This is a genomic window from Streptomyces sp. 796.1, from assembly GCF_047525675.1.
GTDB lineage: Bacteria > Actinomycetota > Actinomycetes > Streptomycetales > Streptomycetaceae > Streptomyces.
Genome location: NZ_JBLIWA010000006.1, coordinates 179,766 through 197,594, shown reverse-complemented (window position 1 = coordinate 197,594; position 17,829 = coordinate 179,766). Strand labels below are relative to the sequence as shown.

The 17,829-nt window shown below is 72.9% G+C and carries 15 protein-coding genes; 7 read left to right on the top strand and 8 right to left on the bottom strand.

The features are described from left to right. The 6 genes from glpR to galU all read right to left on the bottom strand — a co-directional run. On the bottom strand, nucleotides 1–897 hold an 897-nt coding region (gene glpR / locus ACMA1D_RS06675; RefSeq protein ID WP_414722938.1), incomplete at its 3' end, for a gephyrin-like molybdotransferase receptor GlpR. 468 nt (nucleotides 898–1,365) lie between these two features. Beyond that, nucleotides 1,366–1,989: a GNAT family N-acetyltransferase gene (locus tag ACMA1D_RS06670; protein ID WP_414722945.1), complete on the bottom strand. Its 624-nt coding sequence runs from the start codon at nucleotides 1,987–1,989 to the stop codon at nucleotides 1,366–1,368. Next, complete coding sequence (locus ACMA1D_RS06665) at nucleotides 1,986–2,702, bottom strand: MogA/MoaB family molybdenum cofactor biosynthesis protein (RefSeq protein ID WP_414722937.1); 717 nt, start codon at nucleotides 2,700–2,702, stop codon at nucleotides 1,986–1,988. Before ACMA1D_RS06665 ends, ACMA1D_RS06670 begins: the two co-directional genes overlap by 4 nt. Next, nucleotides 2,699–3,184 (bottom strand): cyclic pyranopterin monophosphate synthase MoaC, encoded by a 486-nt coding sequence (moaC, locus tag ACMA1D_RS06660; RefSeq protein ID WP_414722936.1) that lies wholly within the window; start codon nucleotides 3,182–3,184, stop codon nucleotides 2,699–2,701. The genes ACMA1D_RS06665 and moaC overlap by 4 nt, the downstream gene beginning before the upstream one ends. 321 nt (nucleotides 3,185–3,505) lie before the next feature. Continuing rightward, nucleotides 3,506–4,840, bottom strand: coding sequence for a gephyrin-like molybdotransferase Glp (gene glp / locus ACMA1D_RS06655; RefSeq protein ID WP_414722935.1), 1,335 nt, complete (start codon nucleotides 4,838–4,840; stop codon nucleotides 3,506–3,508). 4 nt (nucleotides 4,841–4,844) lie between these two features. Then, the gene (gene galU, locus ACMA1D_RS06650; protein WP_414722934.1) at nucleotides 4,845–5,747 is read right to left on the bottom strand and encodes a UTP--glucose-1-phosphate uridylyltransferase GalU; all 903 of its coding nucleotides are present in this window, start codon (nucleotides 5,745–5,747) and stop codon (nucleotides 4,845–4,847) included. Nucleotides 5,748–5,848: 101 nt separating this feature from the next. Here galU and ACMA1D_RS06645 point away from each other — a divergent pair, with 101 nt between their 5' ends. After that, nucleotides 5,849–6,463 carry a 5-formyltetrahydrofolate cyclo-ligase gene (locus tag ACMA1D_RS06645; RefSeq protein ID WP_414722933.1) on the top strand — a complete coding sequence of 205 codons (615 nt, stop codon included), beginning with the start codon at nucleotides 5,849–5,851 and terminating at the stop codon, nucleotides 6,461–6,463. A gap of 208 nt (nucleotides 6,464–6,671) precedes the next feature. Here the strand turns inward: ACMA1D_RS06645 and ACMA1D_RS06640 are convergent, their stop codons facing one another. Further along, nucleotides 6,672–9,443 carry a penicillin acylase family protein gene (locus tag ACMA1D_RS06640; RefSeq protein WP_414722932.1) on the bottom strand — a complete coding sequence of 924 codons (2,772 nt, stop codon included), beginning with the start codon at nucleotides 9,441–9,443 and terminating at the stop codon, nucleotides 6,672–6,674. Nucleotides 9,444–9,766: 323 nt separating this feature from the next. On the opposite strand from ACMA1D_RS06640, the gene ACMA1D_RS06635 reads away from it, so the two are divergent. The 6 genes from ACMA1D_RS06635 to mscL all read left to right on the top strand — a co-directional run bounded on the left by ACMA1D_RS06635 (nucleotide 9,767) and on the right by mscL (nucleotide 17,388). Then, nucleotides 9,767–11,689 (top strand): potassium/proton antiporter, encoded by a 1,923-nt coding sequence (locus ACMA1D_RS06635; RefSeq protein WP_414722931.1) that lies wholly within the window; start codon nucleotides 9,767–9,769, stop codon nucleotides 11,687–11,689. A 1,060-nt stretch (nucleotides 11,690–12,749) separates the two neighbouring features. Further along, nucleotides 12,750–13,865 carry an MFS transporter gene (locus ACMA1D_RS06630; RefSeq protein ID WP_414722944.1) on the top strand — a complete coding sequence of 372 codons (1,116 nt, stop codon included), beginning with the start codon at nucleotides 12,750–12,752 and terminating at the stop codon, nucleotides 13,863–13,865. A 66-nt stretch (nucleotides 13,866–13,931) separates the two neighbouring features. Beyond that, entirely contained in the window at nucleotides 13,932–14,282 is a 351-nt protein-coding gene (locus ACMA1D_RS06625; protein ID WP_414722930.1) for an FmdB family zinc ribbon protein, read from the top strand. A 253-nt stretch (nucleotides 14,283–14,535) separates the two neighbouring features. Further along, nucleotides 14,536–15,417: an S-methyl-5'-thioadenosine phosphorylase gene (locus tag ACMA1D_RS06620; protein WP_414722929.1), complete on the top strand. Its 882-nt coding sequence runs from the start codon at nucleotides 14,536–14,538 to the stop codon at nucleotides 15,415–15,417. 642 nt (nucleotides 15,418–16,059) lie between these two features. Continuing rightward, nucleotides 16,060–16,743 (top strand): hypothetical protein, encoded by a 684-nt coding sequence (locus ACMA1D_RS06615; protein WP_414722928.1) that lies wholly within the window; start codon nucleotides 16,060–16,062, stop codon nucleotides 16,741–16,743. A 114-nt stretch (nucleotides 16,744–16,857) separates the two neighbouring features. After that, nucleotides 16,858–17,388 carry a large conductance mechanosensitive channel protein MscL gene (gene mscL, locus ACMA1D_RS06610; RefSeq protein ID WP_414722927.1) on the top strand — a complete coding sequence of 177 codons (531 nt, stop codon included), beginning with the start codon at nucleotides 16,858–16,860 and terminating at the stop codon, nucleotides 17,386–17,388. 148 nt (nucleotides 17,389–17,536) lie between these two features. Here mscL and ACMA1D_RS06605 read toward each other — a convergent pair whose 3' ends face one another. Then, nucleotides 17,537–17,725 (bottom strand): hypothetical protein, encoded by a 189-nt coding sequence (locus ACMA1D_RS06605; protein WP_414722926.1) that lies wholly within the window; start codon nucleotides 17,723–17,725, stop codon nucleotides 17,537–17,539. Nucleotides 17,726–17,829 lie beyond the last annotated feature (104 nt).

Below are 17,829 nucleotides of genomic sequence, written 5' to 3'. Positions count from 1 at the left end.
GTCCGGGCCCGGGTAGTCGGGGCCGGGGCGGTCGAGGCGGGGGTCGGGTCCTGCGTGGTCCGCGCGGGCGGCCGGTGGCGGGCCCTCGACGCCGGACGGACCGGCCGGCGGCCGGTCCGCACCGCGCTGGCCGGCGGCGGGCCGCGGCCCGGCGGTGGTGCGGCGGCGCTGCTCGCGCAGCCGTTGGGCCGCGAGTTCCGCGCGCCGCTGGTCCATGGTGAAGGCGAATCGGCGGCGCTCCTGCACCCTCAGGTAGACGATGTACGCGCTGAGCAGCACCGCCGGCCCCACCGGGGCCCACAGGAAGGCCACGCCACCGACGGCGGCGACGATCGCGCCGGCGGTGAAGGTGAGGAAGAGGACCACCGTGGTGCGGCGACGGCGCGCGAGGACCTTGGCGCGCCGGCTGCGCTCCAGCAGGCCGCCGGGGACCGGGCCCGCGCCGCCCGCCCTGGCCTGGCCCGGCCCCGGGTCGGCGGTCTGCGGCGCCTCGGTCGCGCCCTCCGCGGGTGCGTGCGGGTCGGCGGTGATCGCATCGGTGACGGTGACCGTCATCGTCGCGGGTTGGGCGAAGGCCCGGACGTCGACCACGTCGGTCTCGTCCTCGGAGCCGGCCACGCCGCGGTCGCGGGCGTGCCCGACCTGGGCGTCGCCGGTCGCCGCGCGTTCCGCCGCGGGGGCATCATCGGCGCCGGCCGCGGACGGCTCCGCGCCGTCCAACTCCTTGACGTAACGACGCTCCATGGCCGCGCGGCCGGACAGCAGCCGGATGGCGGTGCTGAAGCGCTCCGTGGGACGGGCGTCGTTGAGTTCGTCCTGCCGGCGGAGCCACATCGGCACCAAATAGGCGGCCCAGGCCCCGACGATGACTGCGTAGATGAGGCCACTGCTGCTCACGGTGACACGGTAAAGGGAGCGGAGCGAACCGATCCGCCAATTGGCGCGGTGTGTCGCACGATCTAACTCATATTTCAAGCTTTTTTTGCAGGCAGCAGGGGCACCTAGTGGCAAATGCGTTCAAAATGCGACCGTAGTCGAACGGCAGTTGGACGTCTCCGCTCCGTCGGCCTTCGGCCAGCGTGGCAGCCCGCGTCGCTGCCGGCGCGCCCCCGCCGGCGCGCTCCGTCTTGCCCCTCGGCGCACCCGCCGGCATACCTCGCCGCGCGTCCGTCAGTACTCCAGCGCGCCGGTACGCCGGTACGTCCAGCCCCCGGCACGTCCGGCTCCGCCGGTATGCCCCGCACGGCCGGCTCGCCCGTACGCCCGTCATCTCCCGTACGTCGGTACGCCCCACACGTCCGGCCGGCGGGGGCGCCGGCCCGTCCGCCGGCGGGCGCCACATCGGCGGTGCCATATCGGCGGGCGCTATATCGGGGAGGCCCCCGGGCTCATCCGGTGCCAGCGGCTCAGCAGCCCCTCCGGCACCTCCTCCACCGTCAGCGCGTAGATCAGGTGGTCCCGCCAGGCGCCGTCGATGTGCAGGTAGCGCGGGCGCAGGCCCTCTTCGCGGAAGCCCAGCTTCTCCACCACCCGGCGGCTCGGGGCGTTCTCCGGGCGGATGCACACTTCCACCCGGTGCAGCCCGACCGAGCGGAAGCAGTGGTCGACGGCGAGGGCGACGGCCGTCGGCATCACCCCGCGGCCGGCCACCGCCTTGTCCACCCAGTAGCCGATGTGGCCGCTGCACATCGAACCCCAGGTGATCCCGGCGACCGTCAACTGCCCGGCCAGCCGCCCCTGGTAGTCCAGGACGAACGGCAGCATCCGCCCGGCGTGCGCCTCGGCGCGCAGATGGCGCACCATCTGCCGGTAGGTGGGCCGCTGCGCCATCGGGCCGCCCGGCGGGGGCGGCGGCACCGTCGCCTCCCAGGGCCTGAGCCACTCCCGGTTGCGGCGGTTGACCTCGCGCCAGGCCCGCTGGTCACGCAGACGGATCGGGCGGAGGGTCGTGGGGCCGTCCACCAGCGCCACCGGCCAGCAGGCGTTCAGCGCCCGCTCCCGGCAACCGCATCAGGCCCGGCAACCGCATCGGGTCCTCCGTCCGCGGCAGGCTCGGCGCCCGCCGCGGACGGAGCGTCAGGGCGGCGGTGGTCGCCGCCCCGGCGCTGCTCCACCGCGTGCACCAGGATTCTGCCGAGCACCGCGAGCCCGTCCCGTACGCCGCCGGACGAACCCGGCAGGTTGACGATCAGGGTGGGCCCCGCCACTCCCGCGAGCCCCCGGGAGAGCGCGGCCGTCGGCACCTTCGCCAGCCCTTCGGCCCGCAGCGCCTCCGCGATGCCCGGGATCTCGAAGTCGAGGACGGCCCGGGTCATCTCGGGCGTGCGGTCGGTGGGTGAGATGCCGGTGCCGCCGGTCGTGACGACCACGTCGTACGCGGCGGCCACCGCATCGTGCAGTGCCTCCCGTACCGGTTCGCCGTCCGGCACCACGCGCGGCCCGTCCACCGCGAAGCCCAGCGCGGTCAGCCCTTCGGCCAGCAACGGGCCGCCCTTGTCCGGGTAGACGCCGGCCGCGGCGCGCTGCGATGCGGTGACCACCAGGGCCCGGTAGGGCGGCCGGCCGCCGGTCGCGGCCGGCTCGTCGGCGGGCGCGGGCGGGGCCTGCTCGGCGGCGGGTCCGACCGGGGCGGGGGCGGCGGCGGACGCGGGCGGGGCGGCGGGCCGTTGCCCCGTACGGTCGGCAGGTTGAGGAGTCGTCATGAGGTGCGGCTCCAGTCGCCCGATGCGCCGCCGGTCTTCTCCTCGACCCGGACGTCGGTGATGACCGCCGCCTTGTCCACCGCCTTGACCATGTCGATCACGGTCAGCGCGGCGACCGCGACCGCCGTCAGGGCCTCCATCTCCACACCGGTGCGGTCCGTCGTCTTCACCCGGGCCCTGATCTCCACCGCGTCGTCGGCGACCGACAGGTCCACCTTGACGCCGGAGACGGCCAGCGGATGACAGAGCGGGATCAACTCCGGGGTGCGCTTGGCGCCCATGATGCCGGCGATCCGCGCGGTGGGCAGGGCGTCGCCCTTCGGCAGCCCTTCGCCGCGCAGCAGGTCGATCACGCGGGGCGAGACGAGGACCCGGCCGCTGGCGGTGGCGGTGCGCGCGGTGACGTCCTTCGCTGAGACGTCGACCATGCGGGCCGCACCCGTCTCGTCAAGGTGGGTGAGATGGTCCTGGGCGCTGCTCATGGTTCTCCCGGTCAGTCCTAGGTCAGACACCGTACCCGCCATGCCCCGCGGCCAGCGCGGCAACCACCGGGCTATCCGGCCGCACGGGTGCGCGCCCGCCCCGGGATGCGCGGCGGCCACCCGCTCCGGTGGCCTCGTCCCCCGCGGTCGCTCGTACGGGCCCGAGGGCGGCGGGTGTGGCAGGTACGGGCGCACGCGCGCGTAGGGCCAGCCTCGCTGCCGGCAGCCACAGGCCGGGCAAGCAGGCAAGCGAACAGGCAGCCACCGAGCCAGTGGCACAGCGAGCAACACGACCAACCCGCCGGGCCCGGCCGGCCGGGTTCAGTCCAGCAGGACCACGTCGACCGTGCCGCCGGGCTCCAGCGAGGTGGTGTCCTCGGGGAGCACGATCAGCGCGTTGGCGTGGGCAAGGGCCTTGACCAGGTGGGACCCTGAACCGCCGACGGGCGTGACGGCGTTCGCGTCCGCGTCGTACCGGCCGCGCAGGAACTGACGGCGGCCGGGCAGCGAACTGGCCACGCCCTCCGGGCAGATGGCGCTGACCACCGTGCGGTGCACCGGGGTGGTGCCCATCAGGGTGCGGATGGCGGGGCGCACGAACAGCTCGAAGGAGACGTACGCGCTGACCGGGTTGCCCGGCAGGGCCAGCAGCGGGGCGCGGTCCCGGCCGCCGTCGGCGTCGCCGATGAAGCCGAACCCCTGGGGCTTGCCCGGCTGCATGGCCAGGGTGCGGAACTGCACGCCGTCGGTGTCGTCGCCGAGGCCGGTCAGGGCCTCCTTGACCACGTCGTACGCGCCGACGCTGACGCCTCCGGTGGTGACCAGCAGGTCGGCGCGGATGAGCTGGTCCTCGATGGTGGCGCGCAGGGTGGCCGCGTCGTCGGTGACGGCGCCGACCCGGTAGGCGATGGCGCCGGCGTCGCGGGCGGCTGCGGCCAGCGCGAAGCTGTTGGAGTCGTAGATCTGACCGGGGGCCAGTGGCTCGCCGGGCGGGACGAGTTCGCTGCCGGTGGAGAGCACCACCACGCGCGGGCGCGGGCGCACCCTGACCGTGTCGCGGCCGATCGCGGCGAGCAGGCTGAGCTGCGGCGGGCCGAGCACGGTGCCGGCGCGCAGGGCGAGTTCGCCGGCGCCCGCGTCGCTGCCGCGGGCCCGGACGTGGGCCCGCTCGGTGACCGGCCGGTGCACCCGGACCTCGCCGCTCGCGCCCTCGGGGGCGCTGCTGTGCGCGCGCATGGTGGTGGCCGGGCCACCGCCGGTACCGCCGTCGGTCCACTCCACGGGCACGACGGCCTCGGCGCCCGGCGGCAGCGGCGCCCCGGTCATGATGCGGGCGGCCTCGCCCGCGCCGACCCGGGGCTGGCCGCCGCTGCCGGCCGCGATGTCACCGATGACGGTGAGCACCGCCGGGAACTCCTCGCTCGCGCCCGCGACGTCCGCCACCCGCACGGCGTACCCGTCCATGGAGCTGTTGTCGAAGGGCGGCAGGGCGACCGGGACGGTGACGTCCTCCACCAGGACGCAGCCCTGCGCATCGAGGAGCCGCAGCTCGATCGGGTCCAGCGGGCGCAGTCGGCCGAGGACGTCATCGAGGTGCTCGGACACCAGCCACAGGCGCTCGGGCGTGCTGGTGGCCGGTTCGGCGGTGCTACTCAACGGGCTACATCTCCTCGGTGACGTAACGGTGAAGCCAGGCGCGGAAGTCCGGACCCAGATCTTCACGTTCGCACGCGAGTCTGACAATGGCGCGCAGGTAGTCGCCTCGGTCACCGGTGTCGTAGCGGCGGCCCTGGAAGACGACGCCGTGCACCGGGCCGCCGACGGTCTCGTTGCCGGCGAGGGTCTGGAGGGCGTCGGTGAGCTGGATCTCGCCGCCGCGGCCGGGCTCGGTGGTGCGCAGCACGTCGAAGACGGCGGGGTCGAGCACGTAGCGGCCGATGATGGCGTAGTTGCTGGGCGCGTCGGCCGGGTCGGGCTTCTCGACCAGGTCGGTGACGCGGACGACGTCCTCGGCGTCGGTGGCCTTGACCGCGGCGCAGCCGTAGAGGTGGATCTGTGCCGGGTCCACCTCCATCAGGGCCACGACGCTGCCGCCGTGCTGCTCCTGGGTCTCGATCATGCGGGCGAGCAGCGGGTCCCTGGGGTCGATCAGGTCGTCGCCGAGGAGGACCGCGAAGGGCTGGTCGCCGACGTGCGGCGCGGCGCACAGCACGGCGTGGCCGAGGCCCTTGGGGTCGCCCTGCCGGACGTAGTGCATGGTCGCCAGGTCGCTGGACTCCTGGACGCGGGCGAGGCGGGATTCGTCCTTCTTGCGCCGCAGCGCCTCTTCGAGTTCGTAGTTGCGGTCGAAGTGGTCTTCCAGGGGGCGCTTGTTGCGGCCGGTGACCATGAGGACGTCGGAGAGCCCGGCGGTGACAGCCTCTTCGACCACGTACTGGATCGCGGGCTTGTCGACGACCGGCAGCATCTCCTTGGGGGTGGCCTTGGTGGCCGGGAGGAAGCGGGTCCCAAGACCGGCGGCGGGGATGACAGCCTTGCTGATCCGAGTGCGTGATGGAGTCATGCGGTGCACCTTACCGGTGCTTTTTGGTGGATCATCACGGTCTGCGGAATACGACCCGATGCATCACAACAGCAGCACAAAACGAGGGGTTTGTACGTGCCATGACCAGGGGCGACAGTAGTAAGCGAGTGTTGCGGCGAGACCTCCTGGCGATGAGGTCCAGGTTGACCCCAGATGACGTCGAGGCATCGCAGCGAGATTTGGCCCGTCATGCACGGGAACTGCCCGAGTTGGGCGCGGCGCACACCGTCGCCGCGTACGTCTCGGTGGGGAACGAGCCCGGCACGCGCGCGTTGCTGGACGACTTGCGCGGACGCGGGGTGCGAGTGTTGCTGCCCGTCCTGTTGCCCGACAACGACCTGGACTGGGCCGCGTACGAGGGCGCCGGGAGCCTCGCCCGGGTCGCCCACGCCGGGAAGATCGACCTGTGGGAGCCGACGGGTCCGCGGCTGGGGCCGGGCGCGGTGTGCACGGCCGGCACGGTGCTGCTGCCCGGGCTCGCGGTGGACGGCCGCGGGGTGCGCCTCGGACGCGGCGGCGGCAGCTACGACCGGGTACTGGCCCGGCTGGCGGACGCGGGCGCGGCGCCGGCCCTCGTGGTGCTGCTGTACGCGCACGAGGTGGTGGAGCGCGTACCGCAGGACCCGCACGACCGGGCGGTGCACGCGGTGGTGACGCCGCGGGGGGTGCGCAGGTTCCGACCGCCGGAGTGCTGAGCACCGCAGCGCAGAACGGGCGGTACGGGCGGGCGGTACGGGCGCGGGCGCGCGAGGTGCGGGACCCGACGCGCGCCCGCGCTCACCCGCCGCACGCAGGAGCGCCGGCGGGGCCGGGTGAGTGGCCCCGCCGGCGCTCGTGTCCAGCGGGTGGGGGCCCGGGGCGGACGGCCTGTGCGGCCGGGCCCCTGGCGGGCAGTGCGGGGCGCTACGGCGTCAGGGCCAGCTTGTCGTCCGTCGCCTCGTCGACGGCCTTCTCGCTGAAGGGCCAGTCGAGCAGTTCGCCCTTGACCCACTTGCTCGTCTGATCGTCGTAGTGCTTGTGGTACGCGTGGCCAGAGGCACCGGTGAGGTTGATCCAGCGGGACTTGTCCAGGTTGTCGAGGTTGACCACCATCCGCATGGACGGCACCCACACCACCTCGTAGCCGCCGGCCGCGTTCCAGCCGGTGGCGTTGACGGCCGCCTCGCCGCCGCTGAGGTTCCACGGGCCGCGGTTGAGCATCCACTGGATGATGCCCGGGCCCTTCACGCCCAGCGTCTGGTTCTTCAGCGTGAGCTGGTGCAACCGGCCCCAGCTCCAGGTGTCGATGTCCTTGCCCAGCTTGGAGGTCAGCTCGTACCTGGCGTCCTTCATGGCCCGGGCCAGGAGCTGGTCGCGGTTCTTCGTGGCGCGGTTGGTCTGGTTGCCCTTGGTGTGCCACCAGTCGTTGCCCGGGTCCTTCAGCAGCCCCCGCACGACCTCGAACCAGCGGTCGCCGCCGTCCGGCTGCGCCGCGTCCTTGTCGCGCTCGCCGCACTCGGTGACCAGGTCGCTCTCGTCGTCCAGGTCCTCCACCGGGCCGGTCTCGTTGGGGGGCCGCACCCGCAGGCACTGGTCCTCGACCCGCAGTTCCTTGGGCAGCTTGTTGCCGAAGGCGAGCTTGAGGGTGTTGCGCCAGACCGCGTTGAAGTAGGCCGCCGGGGCCGAGTCCGAGTCCTGTGTGTAGTCCCAGCCGCGCAGCAGGTCCTGGGCGTCGCGGACGTACCCGTCCTTGATCTTGATCTTGAGCAGGTACGGGGTCAGCACCTTGGCGATCTCGCTGCTGTTGTCCATCTGGAGCGACTGCATGTCGTCCGTGGAGATCTTGCCGCCGTCCTTGATCTTCGACTCGATCAGGTCGGTGATGCGCTGGCTGCGGGTGCCGTAGCCCCAGTCCGCGGTGAGCAGGTACGGGTAGCGCTCGCGGTCGATCACGGCCTGGTTGGCGGTGACGATGTAGCCGCGCTCGGGGTTGTACTCGTACGGCAGCGCCTGCTGCGGGATGTACCGGTCCCAGCGGTAGCTGGAGTCCCAGCCGGGGGCCGGGTAGCGGCCGTCGATGGGCTTGCCGTTCTTGTCCTTGCCGCGGATCGGGATCTGGCCGGGGGCCTGGTAGCCGATGTTGCCCTCGGTGTCGGCGTAGATGAGGTTCTGCGAGGGCACCGCGAAGTCGGCGGCGGCGGCGCGGAACTCGGTCCAGTCGCCGGCCCGGTTGAGCTTGAAGACCGCGTCCATGGTCTTGGAGGGCATCAGCGCGGTCCAGCGCAGCGAGACGGCGTAGCCGTTGCCGCGGTCCGGCGCGGCGTCGCCGACCGGGGCGTTGACGCCGACGGTCTCCAACTCGTCATCCCGGTCGGAGACGATCGGGCCGTTCGCGGTCGAGCGGACGGTGATCTTGCGGTCCTTGCCGCCGGCGACCTCGATGGTCTCCTTGCGGACGGTGAAGGGCCGCTGCTTGCCGTCGGAGAGGTAGCCGTCGGCGGTGACCTTCTCCAGGTACAGGTCGGTGACGTCGGCCCCCAGGTTGGTCATGCCCCAGGCGATCTTCTGGTTGTGGCCGATGACCACGCCCGGCATGCCGGAGAAGGTGTATCCGGCCACGTCGTACGGGCACTTCGCGCTGACCCGGGTGCAGTGCAGCCCCATCTGGTACCAGAGCGAGGGCATCTGCGGCGCCAGGTGCGGGTCGTTCGCCAGCAGCGGCTTGCCGGTGGTGGTGTGCCGGCCGGCGATCACCCAGGAGTTGGAGCCGATGCCGTTGCCGTTCGGGCCGAGCAGCGCCGGGATTTGGTCCAGCGTCTTGGAGAGCGAGGTCAGACCGGTGTGCAGGCCCTGGCCGAGCCCGGTGTTGGCACCGCCGACGGGCGCGTTGACCCCGGTCGGCGCCTCCTCCTCGCCCTTGGGGTCGAACTCCTTGGTCAGCGGGTTCACCGTGCCCCGGTCGACGATGGGGCGGTTGCGCTTGTACGGGTAGCTCGGGTAGAGGTCCTCGATCTGCTGGGGGCTGAGCCTGCTGCCGGCCAGCGAGCGGTCGATCTCGTCCCGCAGGTTGCCGCGCAGGTCCCAGGCCATGGCCTTGAGCCAGGCGACCGAGTCGACCGGGTCCCACTTCTCCGGCTTGTAGTCGTTCTTGAAGCTCAGCGCCGCGTACTCGACGGAGAGCTCCTTGCCCGAGTGGTCGGCCAGATAGGCGTTGACCCCCTCGGTGTACGCCTTGAGGTACTTCTTCGTCTCGGCCGACAGCTTCGTGTCGTACTCGCGCTGGGCGACCTGGCGCCAACCGAGGGTGCGCAGGAAGGCGTCGGTCTCGACCTGGTCGGAGCCGAACATCTCGGAGAGCCGGCCGGCCGTCAGGTGACGCCGTACGTCCATCTCCCAGAACCGGTCCTGGGCCTGTACGAAGCCCTGGGCGCGGAAGAGGTCTTCCGAGGTGTCCGCGTACAACTGCGGGATGCCGTTGCCGTCGCGCTTGACCTGGACCGGGGCCGACATTCCGTCGAGCTGGATGGAGCCGGTGGTCTCAGGGAACGAGGCGCGCACCGTGCTGATGCTCCAGAACACGCCGTAGCCGACACCCGCCACGAGCGCCAGCACGACTGCGATCACGATCAGACGGGCGCGCCGCCGCTTCCTCTTCTTCTTTCCGGAAGGGGCGGTCGTTTCTTCGCGGGAGGGCATCGCTGTCCTTCGAGGGGCAGGGTGGACCTGGAGTGCTGGAGCAACCGTAGCCGGAGCGCGGGCGGCTCCCCTACGCGGAGTCAGTGCCGGGCGATCAGGCGAGCGATCGACCGGCCGAGCGACCGTTCCAGCCACCGTCGATCCGCACAAACGATCACATGCGGACGCCCGATGGCACGGTTCGGTCGATCTCCGGCGTCAAGAACCCGTAAAATATTAGGTAAGGCAATGAAGTTCCGGTCGGCCGGGGTTGCATATTTCGGTCGAAATCCTCGCGAAAGGATCGGCCCCTGACTGTTCACCACCTCAATGAACTCCTGCTGATGTGCGCACTGGTGCTGCTCGTCGCCGTGGCAGCCGTGCGCCTCTCCTCCCGCAGCGGGCTGCCCAGCCTGCTGATCTACCTCGGCATCGGCGTCGCCATGGGTCAGGACGGCCTGGTCGGCGTGGCCTTTGATGACGCCGAACTGACCCAGGTCATCGGCTATGCGGCGCTCGTGGTCATCCTCGCCGAGGGTGGTCTCGGCACCAAGTGGCGAGAGATCAAACCCGCACTGCCGCTGGCCGCCATGCTCTCCACGGTCGGCGTCGCGGTCAGCGTGGGCGTCACGGCGACCGCGGCCCACTTCCTGGTGGGCCTCGACTGGAAGCAGTCGCTGATCATAGGCGCCGTCGTCTCCTCCACCGACGCGGCGGCCGTCTTCTCGGTGCTGCGCAAGGTGCCGCTGCCCTCCAAGCTCACCGGTGCGCTGGAGGCCGAGTCCGGCTTCAACGACGCCCCGGTCGTGATCTTGGTGGTCGCCTTCTCGGCGTCAGGACCGATCGAGCACTGGTACGTCCTGATCGGCGAGATCGCCCTGGAGCTGGCGATCGGCGCGGCGATCGGGCTCGCGGTCGGCTGGCTCGGCGCGTTCGGCCTGCGGCACGTGGCGCTGCCGGCGTCGGGCCTCTACCCGATCGCCGTGCTGGCCATCGCGGTGGCCGCGTACGCGGGCGGCGCACTGGCGCACGGCTCCGGGTTCCTCGCGGTCTACCTGGCCTCGCTGGTCCTGGGCAACGCCAAGCTGCCGCACATGCCGGCCACCCGCGGCTTCGCCGAAGGGCTCGGCTGGATCGCCCAGATCGGCATGTTCGTCCTGCTCGGACTGCTGGTCACCCCGCACGAGCTCGGCGACGACATCGTGCCGGCGCTGGTGGTGGGGCTGGCCCTGACCGCGGTGGCCCGGCCGGTGTCGGTCCTGGTGAGCACCGCGCCGTTCCGCATCCCCTGGCAGGAGAAGGCCCTGCTGTCCTGGGCCGGGCTGCGCGGCGCGGTCCCCATCGTGCTGGCCACCATCCCGATGGTGTCGGAGGTGCCGCAGAGCCAGCGGGTCTTCAACATCGTCTTCGTGCTGGTGATCGTCTACACGCTGGTGCAAGGCCCGACCCTGCCCTGGCTCGCCACGCGGCTGCGGCTGGGCGCCGGCGACGCCACGTCCGACCTGGGCGTGGAGTCCGCACCGCTGGAGCGGCTGCGGGGTCACCTGCTGTCGTTCGGCATCCCGCAGGGCTCCCGGATGCACGGCGTTGAGGTCAGCGAACTGCGGCTGCCCGCCGGCGCGGCCGTGACCCTGGTCGTACGCGGCGGCGCCAGCTCCGTACCCGGCCCGACGACCGTGCTGCGCAGCGGGGACGAACTCCTGGTGGTCGCCACCGACCCGGTACGTGACGCCGCCGAGCGGCGGCTGCGCGCGGTCAGCCAGGGCGGCAAGCTGGCCGACTGGCTGGGCACGGGCGGCGAGGACGCCCGCCCGCCGGAGCCGACGCGACGACAGGCGACCGCAACCCCGACGTTCTGGCCGTGGCCCCGACCGGGCAAGCGCCCGGGTGCGGGTACGCGTGCGCGTGCGGCGGCGGGTGCGCGGGCCGCTGCTGCTGCGCGGGGGCGTGACTCTGCTGGTCAGGGGGCTGGCGCTCGGGAGGCTGGTGGTCAGGGTTCCGCAGGTCCGACGGGTTCTCCGGGCCCGGAGGGTTCGGGTGCCGGGAGCCCCACGGGTTCGGCACGTGGGGCCCGGGATGCCGGGGGCTCCGCGGGATCGGGGCCCGGCGGCCGGGGTGCCGGAAGTTCCCCGGGCCCGGCGAGCCCGGCGCACGGAGCCACCCGGCAGGCAGGTGCGGCACTCGGTGAACGGCACCGGGATGAACTTGATCACAGCCGCGAATCGACGCAAGAGTCTGCCGATAACATGAACACACATAGGCAATAACCGACCAACTCTGTCTGATGCAGAGCTGGCGCGACCGCACGGCGGCCGGTCCGGTATCTACCACGGTCATGCGCGAGAGGACAGCTCTCGGCGCTCCGTGGTGCTACCCCGGGGCGCTACCAGGCGGTGGAAAGGCCAGGCCGTGGTGTCCACGGTCTTCCCGGACCCGGCCGACGGAACGCCCGCGGCCAACCCCGCCCACCCGGCGGACCCAGCCCCCGGCACGCCACCCGGCGCCCGCGGCACCGATGGCCACCCCCACGCGGGGAGGCCCACCGGCACCGCGGGCGCCGCGGCAGCCCAAGCCCCCGACCCATCGGGCTCCACGCTGCTGACACAGCCCGCCGCGGGGCCGACCGAACCCGCTCCCGACGCACAGCCGGCAGCACGTACGCCAAACGCGCCCCACGCCGGAACCACGACCGCGGCACCGGCGTCGGCGTCGGCGTCGCCCACAGCCGCGGTGCGCGGGCAACACGGAAAGCAGCCCAAGCCCGGCAAATCCCGCAAACCCGGCTACGGGCAACTGCTGCGCACCCCCGGCGCCTGGTCGTTCGTCCTGCCCGGCTTCGCGGCCCGACAGCCGTTCGCGATGCTCACCATCGGCATCGTCCTGCTCATCCAGCACACCACCGGCTCGTACGGCATAGCCGGCGCCGTCTCGGCCACGGCCGGGGTGTCGATGGCCGTGTTCGCGCCGCAGAGCGGCAAGCTCGCGGACCGCTTCGGGCAGGCGGCAGTGCTGGTCCCGGGCGTACTGACGCACACCGCGGCCATCTCCCTGCTGATCGTCCTGGCCCTGACCGGCGCCCCGTTGTGGACCCTGTTCGTCGCCGCGGTACCGGCCGGCGCCTCGGTACCCCAGGTCGGCCCCATGGTCCGGGCCCGCTGGGCAGCACTGCTCGGCGACGGCCCACCGCACGACGAAGCACCGGATGCCGTCGGGGCGACGGTCGACGCCAAGGTGGCCGGCGGTACTGAAGTAACCGCTGGCGCCGAGGTGACCCGCAGTGCTGAGGTGGCCGACGGCGCCCGGGTAGCCGGCACCGACGGCGCAGGGGTGGCCGGCAGCGCAGAGGCGGCCGGCAGCGCAGGGGCGGCCGGCAGCGGGGCGCCGGACGGCGCCGACGCACCGGGCGCGCCCGAGGCCGCAGCCGGCCGGGGCAGGTCGCCGCTGCTGACCACGGCTGCGGCGTTCGAGTCGGTGACGGACGAGTTCACGTTCGTCATCGGCCCCGTACTGGCCACGGCCCTGTGCACCGGCCTCCACCCGGCCGCAGGGCTGAGCGCGGAGGCCGTGCTGACCCTGGTCGGCGGCCTCCTCTTCGCGGCCCAACGCCGCACCCAGCCCGTCCCGAGCCGCCCCCGCACCACGGCGGCGAGCGGCACCGCAGCCGTGGTCAGCGACGCACCCGCCGACGGCCGGCGGCCCGGTGGGCGGCGGCCCGGCCGCTGGCCCACCCGCCCCCGTACCGGCCCCGCGCGGACGAGCACCCGGCCCCGCACCGCACCAGCCGGTGCGCGGCAGGCCGACTCGGTGCGGGCCACGTCCGCGCTCGGCGTGCCCGGAGTCAGGGTGCTGGCCGTGGTCTTCCTCGGCATCGGCACCGTCTTCGGCGGCCTCCAGGTCTCACTGACCGCCTTCACCGAGGAGATCGGCCAGCCCGGCATCAACGGTGTGCTGTACGGGATCTTCGCGGCCGGCAACATGGTGGCCGGCATCGTCTGCGGCGCCCTCACCTGGCGCCGCAGCCCACAACAGCGGCTGCTGGTCGCGTACCCGCTCCTGACGTTGGCCACCTCCATGCTGTGGGCGGTGCACGCCGTGCCGCTGCTCGGCGCGCTGGGGCTGCTGGTCGGTCTGTGCATCGCACCGGCGCTGATCACCGGCTACACGCTGGTGGAGACGCTGGTGCCGGCGCACGCCAGGACCGAGGCGTTCACCTGGCTGACCGGCGCGGTGGCCCTCGGCCAGGCCGGTGCCGCGACCGCGGCCGGCCAGCTCGCCGACGGCTTCGGACCGAGCGCCGGCTTTGCCGTACCGCTGGCCGGTACGGGGCTCGCGCTGGCGACCCTGCTCCTGCTGCGCGGACACCTGGCCACCGCGCCCGACAGCCGCCTCGCGGGCGGCTCCGCACGTGTGGTCGGTCACCGCGAGGCCGTCGCAGTGGACTGATGCCGCGGAATGCTGCACTATGGAGCGTCGTTAGCACTCATTGAGTGAGAGTGCCAGGAGGATCACGTGCCGACCTATCAGTACCAGTGCACCGAGTGCGGCGAGGGCCTTGAAGCGGTGCAGAAGTTCAGCGACGAGGCGCTCACCGAGTGCCCGAGCTGCAAGGGCCGCCTGCGCAAGGTGTTCTCCGCGGTCGGCGTCGTCTTCAAGGGCTCCGGCTTCTACCGGACCGACAGCCGCAACGCGTCCTCCAGCAGCTCGCCGAGCTCCTCGTCGAAGACCACGAAGAGCAGCTCGGAGACGTCCTCGTCCAGCGGCTCCACCTCGTCCTCGTCCGACTCGTCGTCTTCCTCGTCGAGCAGCACGAGCACGTCGAGCAGCAGTTCCACGACGTCCTCCGGCTCCACGGCCGCCTGACGCCCACCCGAATTCTCCGCGGGAGCCCCAGCTCGTCCGGCCGTGCGCCGGACCGGGCCGGGGCTCTCGTCGTACTCCACGGCACCCGGGCCGACAGCAGGTCCCAGACAGCGCGCCAGCCGGCCGCCGCCCACCGGACCAGCCGGCTCCACCAGCCCTGCCAGCTCCGCCACGGCGCGTACGGCCTGCGGCTGCCGGTCCCCGAGCCGGTCCCGCCCTGGGCCCGGCCCAGGGCCGCCACTAGGGTGACCGCATGGCCGAGACGCAGACCACAGCACCATCGGTAGCACCGCAATCCCCACCGCAAGCGGAGATCGGGGTCATCGGTGGATCGGGGTTCTACTCCTTCCTCGACGACGTGACCGAGGTGACCGTGGACACCCCCTACGGCGCGCCCAGCGACTCCCTCTTCCTCGGCGAGGTGGCGGGTCGCCGCGTCGCGTTCCTGCCGCGGCACGGCCGCAAGCACCACCTGCCGCCGCACCGCATCAACTACCGCGCCAATCTGTGGGCGCTGCGCTCGCTGGGCGTACGGCAGGTGCTCGGCCCGTGCGCGGTCGGCGGGCTGCGCCCGGAGTACGGCCCCGGCACGCTGCTCGTCCCGGACCAGCTCGTGGACCGTACGAAGGGGCGGGTGCAGACGTACTTCGACGGTGAGCCGCTGCCGGACGGCGGGCCGGCGCCGGCCGTGGTGCATGTGACATTCGCCGACCCGTACTGCCCGGCCGGACGGCTGGCGGCGCTGGGCGCGGCGCGCGGGCGCTCCTGGGAGCCGGTGGACGGCGGCACGCTGGTGGTCGTCGAGGGCCCGCGCTTCTCGACCCGAGCCGAGTCCCGCTGGCACGCGGCACAGGGGTGGTCGGTCGTCGGCATGACCGGTCACCCCGAGGCCGTGCTCGCCCGTGAACTGGAGCTGTGCTACACGTCGTTGACCCTGGTCACCGACCTGGACGCGGGCACGGAAACCGGCGAGGGCGTCTCGCACCAGGAGGTCATGCAGGTCTTCGCGCAGAACGTGGGACGGCTGCGTGAGGTCATCTTCGACACCGTCGCCGCCCTGCCCGCCACGGCCGACCGCTCCTGCCTGTGCACCCACGCCCACGACGGCTGGGACCTGGGCATCGAACTGCCCTGACACCGGGGAGCGGCGTGGTCCAGCGCCGTCCCGTACACACCGCGTACGCCGTATCGGTCCGCTGCCCAGTCGGGGCAGCGGGCCGATCGTTGTGCCCAGGCGGCGCCAGGCGGACAGCAGCCGGCGACCAACGGCACGCAGCCAGGAGCACCGGGGAAACGACGGTCGAACGATCACAGCTCCTCCTTCCAGGAAGCTCGCGTCTCTCCCATCATGAGCCCATCACTCGAACGGGTGACCGAGTTATTCACAGGGCGAGGGCTGTCCACAGGCCCCTGCACGATCCGCTCCAGCCGGGCACCGTGGGGATGCGAGGGCCGCAAGGCCAAGACCCCCAACGAAGGCGTCCATCCCATGTCCCCACACCTTCCGCCCGCCCCTTCCCCCACTACTCGGACCCCGGCCGCTCCCAACACCCCGACGCCGGCCACTCCCACGCCCCTGACCCCCGCCACCCCCGGCGCCCCGGCGCCGCTGGCCCCCACCGGTTCCGCGCCCCTAGTTCCCGCCGCTCCCACCCGACTGGTTCCCGCCGCTCCCACCCAGCTCGCTTCCGCCACTCCCACCGCGGCGCCCCGAGCCCGCCCCGCAGCCCCCGGCCGGGCAGCGCCGGCGCCGCGTGGGTTACCTCTGTTCGAGCCGGTGCGCGTACGCCAGACCTGGTGGTACGGGCTGCGCCGCACGCTGCGCAAGCGGCGTCGGGCCGCGGCCCTCGGGTTGGTGGCGACGGCGGCGGTGACGGCGGCCGTCGCCCCCGGGGCCGACGGGGAACACGGCCCCCGTCCCGCCGCCCCACCACGAGACGCGGCAGCCCCACCCCACCCATCGGATGCGGTCGAGGCGACACACGGGCCACACGACTGGCGCCCCGCCACTTCCGCACACAGCGCACCGTCGACCGGCCGGCCGCGCCCCGGGCACCCGCCGGGCGAGCTGCGTGCCGCGCCGGTACGGATCGCGGACCCGGGAGTCGTCAGACTGCTGCGCCGCGGCGACCTCGTCGACGTACTGGCCATCGCTCCCGCCCCGAACTGGACGGGCCAGCCGACGGCCGGACCGGCACCGCTGTCCGCTGTCCCAAGCCCGTCCGGGCCCCCGCCTGCCGACCGGTCCGGCGACCTGGACGACCAGCGGGCCGCGGGCGACGACGGCGCGCGGGGCGGCCCCCGGGTGATCGCCCGCGCCGCCCGGGTGGTGGAGGTGCCGAAGCCGCGCGACACCGCCCCGGAAGAGGGCGGGCTCGTGGTCCTCTCGGTGCCGCGGGAGACCGCGACGACCTTGGTCGGCGCCGGCCTTACCACGCGCCTCGCGGTGGTGCGCCGATGATTCGCGCTCGTGTGCTGTCAATTAGCGGTTTCGAGTGGATGGATTGGACAGCCGCGCCCTGCCGTGCCATAGGTTGCGGAATCTGGAAATCCGATAGTGGAAAGAGGCACCGCCGTGAGCAGTTCGGCGACCGAGGAGAAGCAGAGCGTGCTGGAGGGCTTCAAGGCCTTCCTGATGCGCGGCAACGTCATCGACCTGGCAGTAGCCGTCGTCATTGGTGCGGCGTTCACCAATGTCGTGAACTCGGTGGTGAAGGGCGTCATCAACCCGCTCGTCGGTGCCTTCGGCACCAAGGACCTCGACAGGTACAGCTCCTGCCTGAAGGGGCCCTGCAAGACGAACGAGGCGGGCGACGTCGTCAGCGGCGTGCCGATCATGTGGGGCACGGTGCTCAGCGCCACCCTGACGTTCCTGATCACGGCCGCCGTCGTGTACTTCCTGATGGTGCTGCCCATGTCGCGCTACCTGGCACGGCGGGCCGCCAAGGAGAAGCAGGCGGAGGTCGAGCACGCCGAGGCGGAGGCCAGCGAGCTGGAGCTGCTGCGCGAGATCCGCGACGTCCTGGTGGCCCAGCACGGCGGTGCGGCCCCCGGCGGACAGGCACCTGGTGGCACGGACGGGGGCGCGGCTCCGACGGAGCGCTGAGCACCCCCTGTCACACGCGCCGCGCGAGCCGATCGGCTACGGCCGTAGCTCGTGTCGGCCGCGTGCTGGCGAGCGCTCTGCCCTGCGGCGTCCTGGGACGTCCGGATGGGGCGGCAGCGCCGAAGTCGCCCCGCGACCACGGGTCAGTTCACAGGTGGTGGGGCGGCTTCTCGTCGAGGAAGCGGGCGAGGTCGGCTGCCGAGCCTTCGGAGCCGGTGGCCGAAGCCCGCTCGCCCCACCCCTGGTCCGTATCGTCCGAGGACCGTTGTGCCAACGGATCGTCGAAGATCAGCGCGGAAGCCGGATCACGCGGTTCGGGGGCGGGGGCGGTGCTCATGCCTCCAGGGTACGTCCGCGGCACAGCACGACGCCGAGCATCGCTCCGGTCCCCCGTGCCGGAGCGACGCTCGGCGCCGACCGCGTTGGGGGGGGGGGGGGGGG

Coding starts and splice junctions, on each gene's coding strand:
- moaC (WP_414722936.1), bottom strand. CDS start 3,184: ATGAGCAGCGCCCAGGACCATCTCACCCACCTTGACGAGACGGGTGCG.
- ACMA1D_RS06620 (WP_414722929.1), top strand. CDS start 14,536: ATGGCCGAGACGCAGACCACAGCACCATCGGTAGCACCGCAATCCCCA.
- galU (WP_414722934.1), bottom strand. CDS start 5,747: ATGACTCCATCACGCACTCGGATCAGCAAGGCTGTCATCCCCGCCGCC.
- ACMA1D_RS06645 (WP_414722933.1), top strand. CDS start 5,849: ATGACCAGGGGCGACAGTAGTAAGCGAGTGTTGCGGCGAGACCTCCTG.
- ACMA1D_RS06665 (WP_414722937.1), bottom strand. CDS start 2,702: ATGACGACTCCTCAACCTGCCGACCGTACGGGGCAACGGCCCGCCGCC.
- ACMA1D_RS06640 (WP_414722932.1), bottom strand. CDS start 9,443: ATGCCCTCCCGCGAAGAAACGACCGCCCCTTCCGGAAAGAAGAAGAGG.
- ACMA1D_RS06635 (WP_414722931.1), top strand. CDS start 9,767: ATGTGCGCACTGGTGCTGCTCGTCGCCGTGGCAGCCGTGCGCCTCTCC.
- ACMA1D_RS06605 (WP_414722926.1), bottom strand. CDS start 17,725: ATGAGCACCGCCCCCGCCCCCGAACCGCGTGATCCGGCTTCCGCGCTG.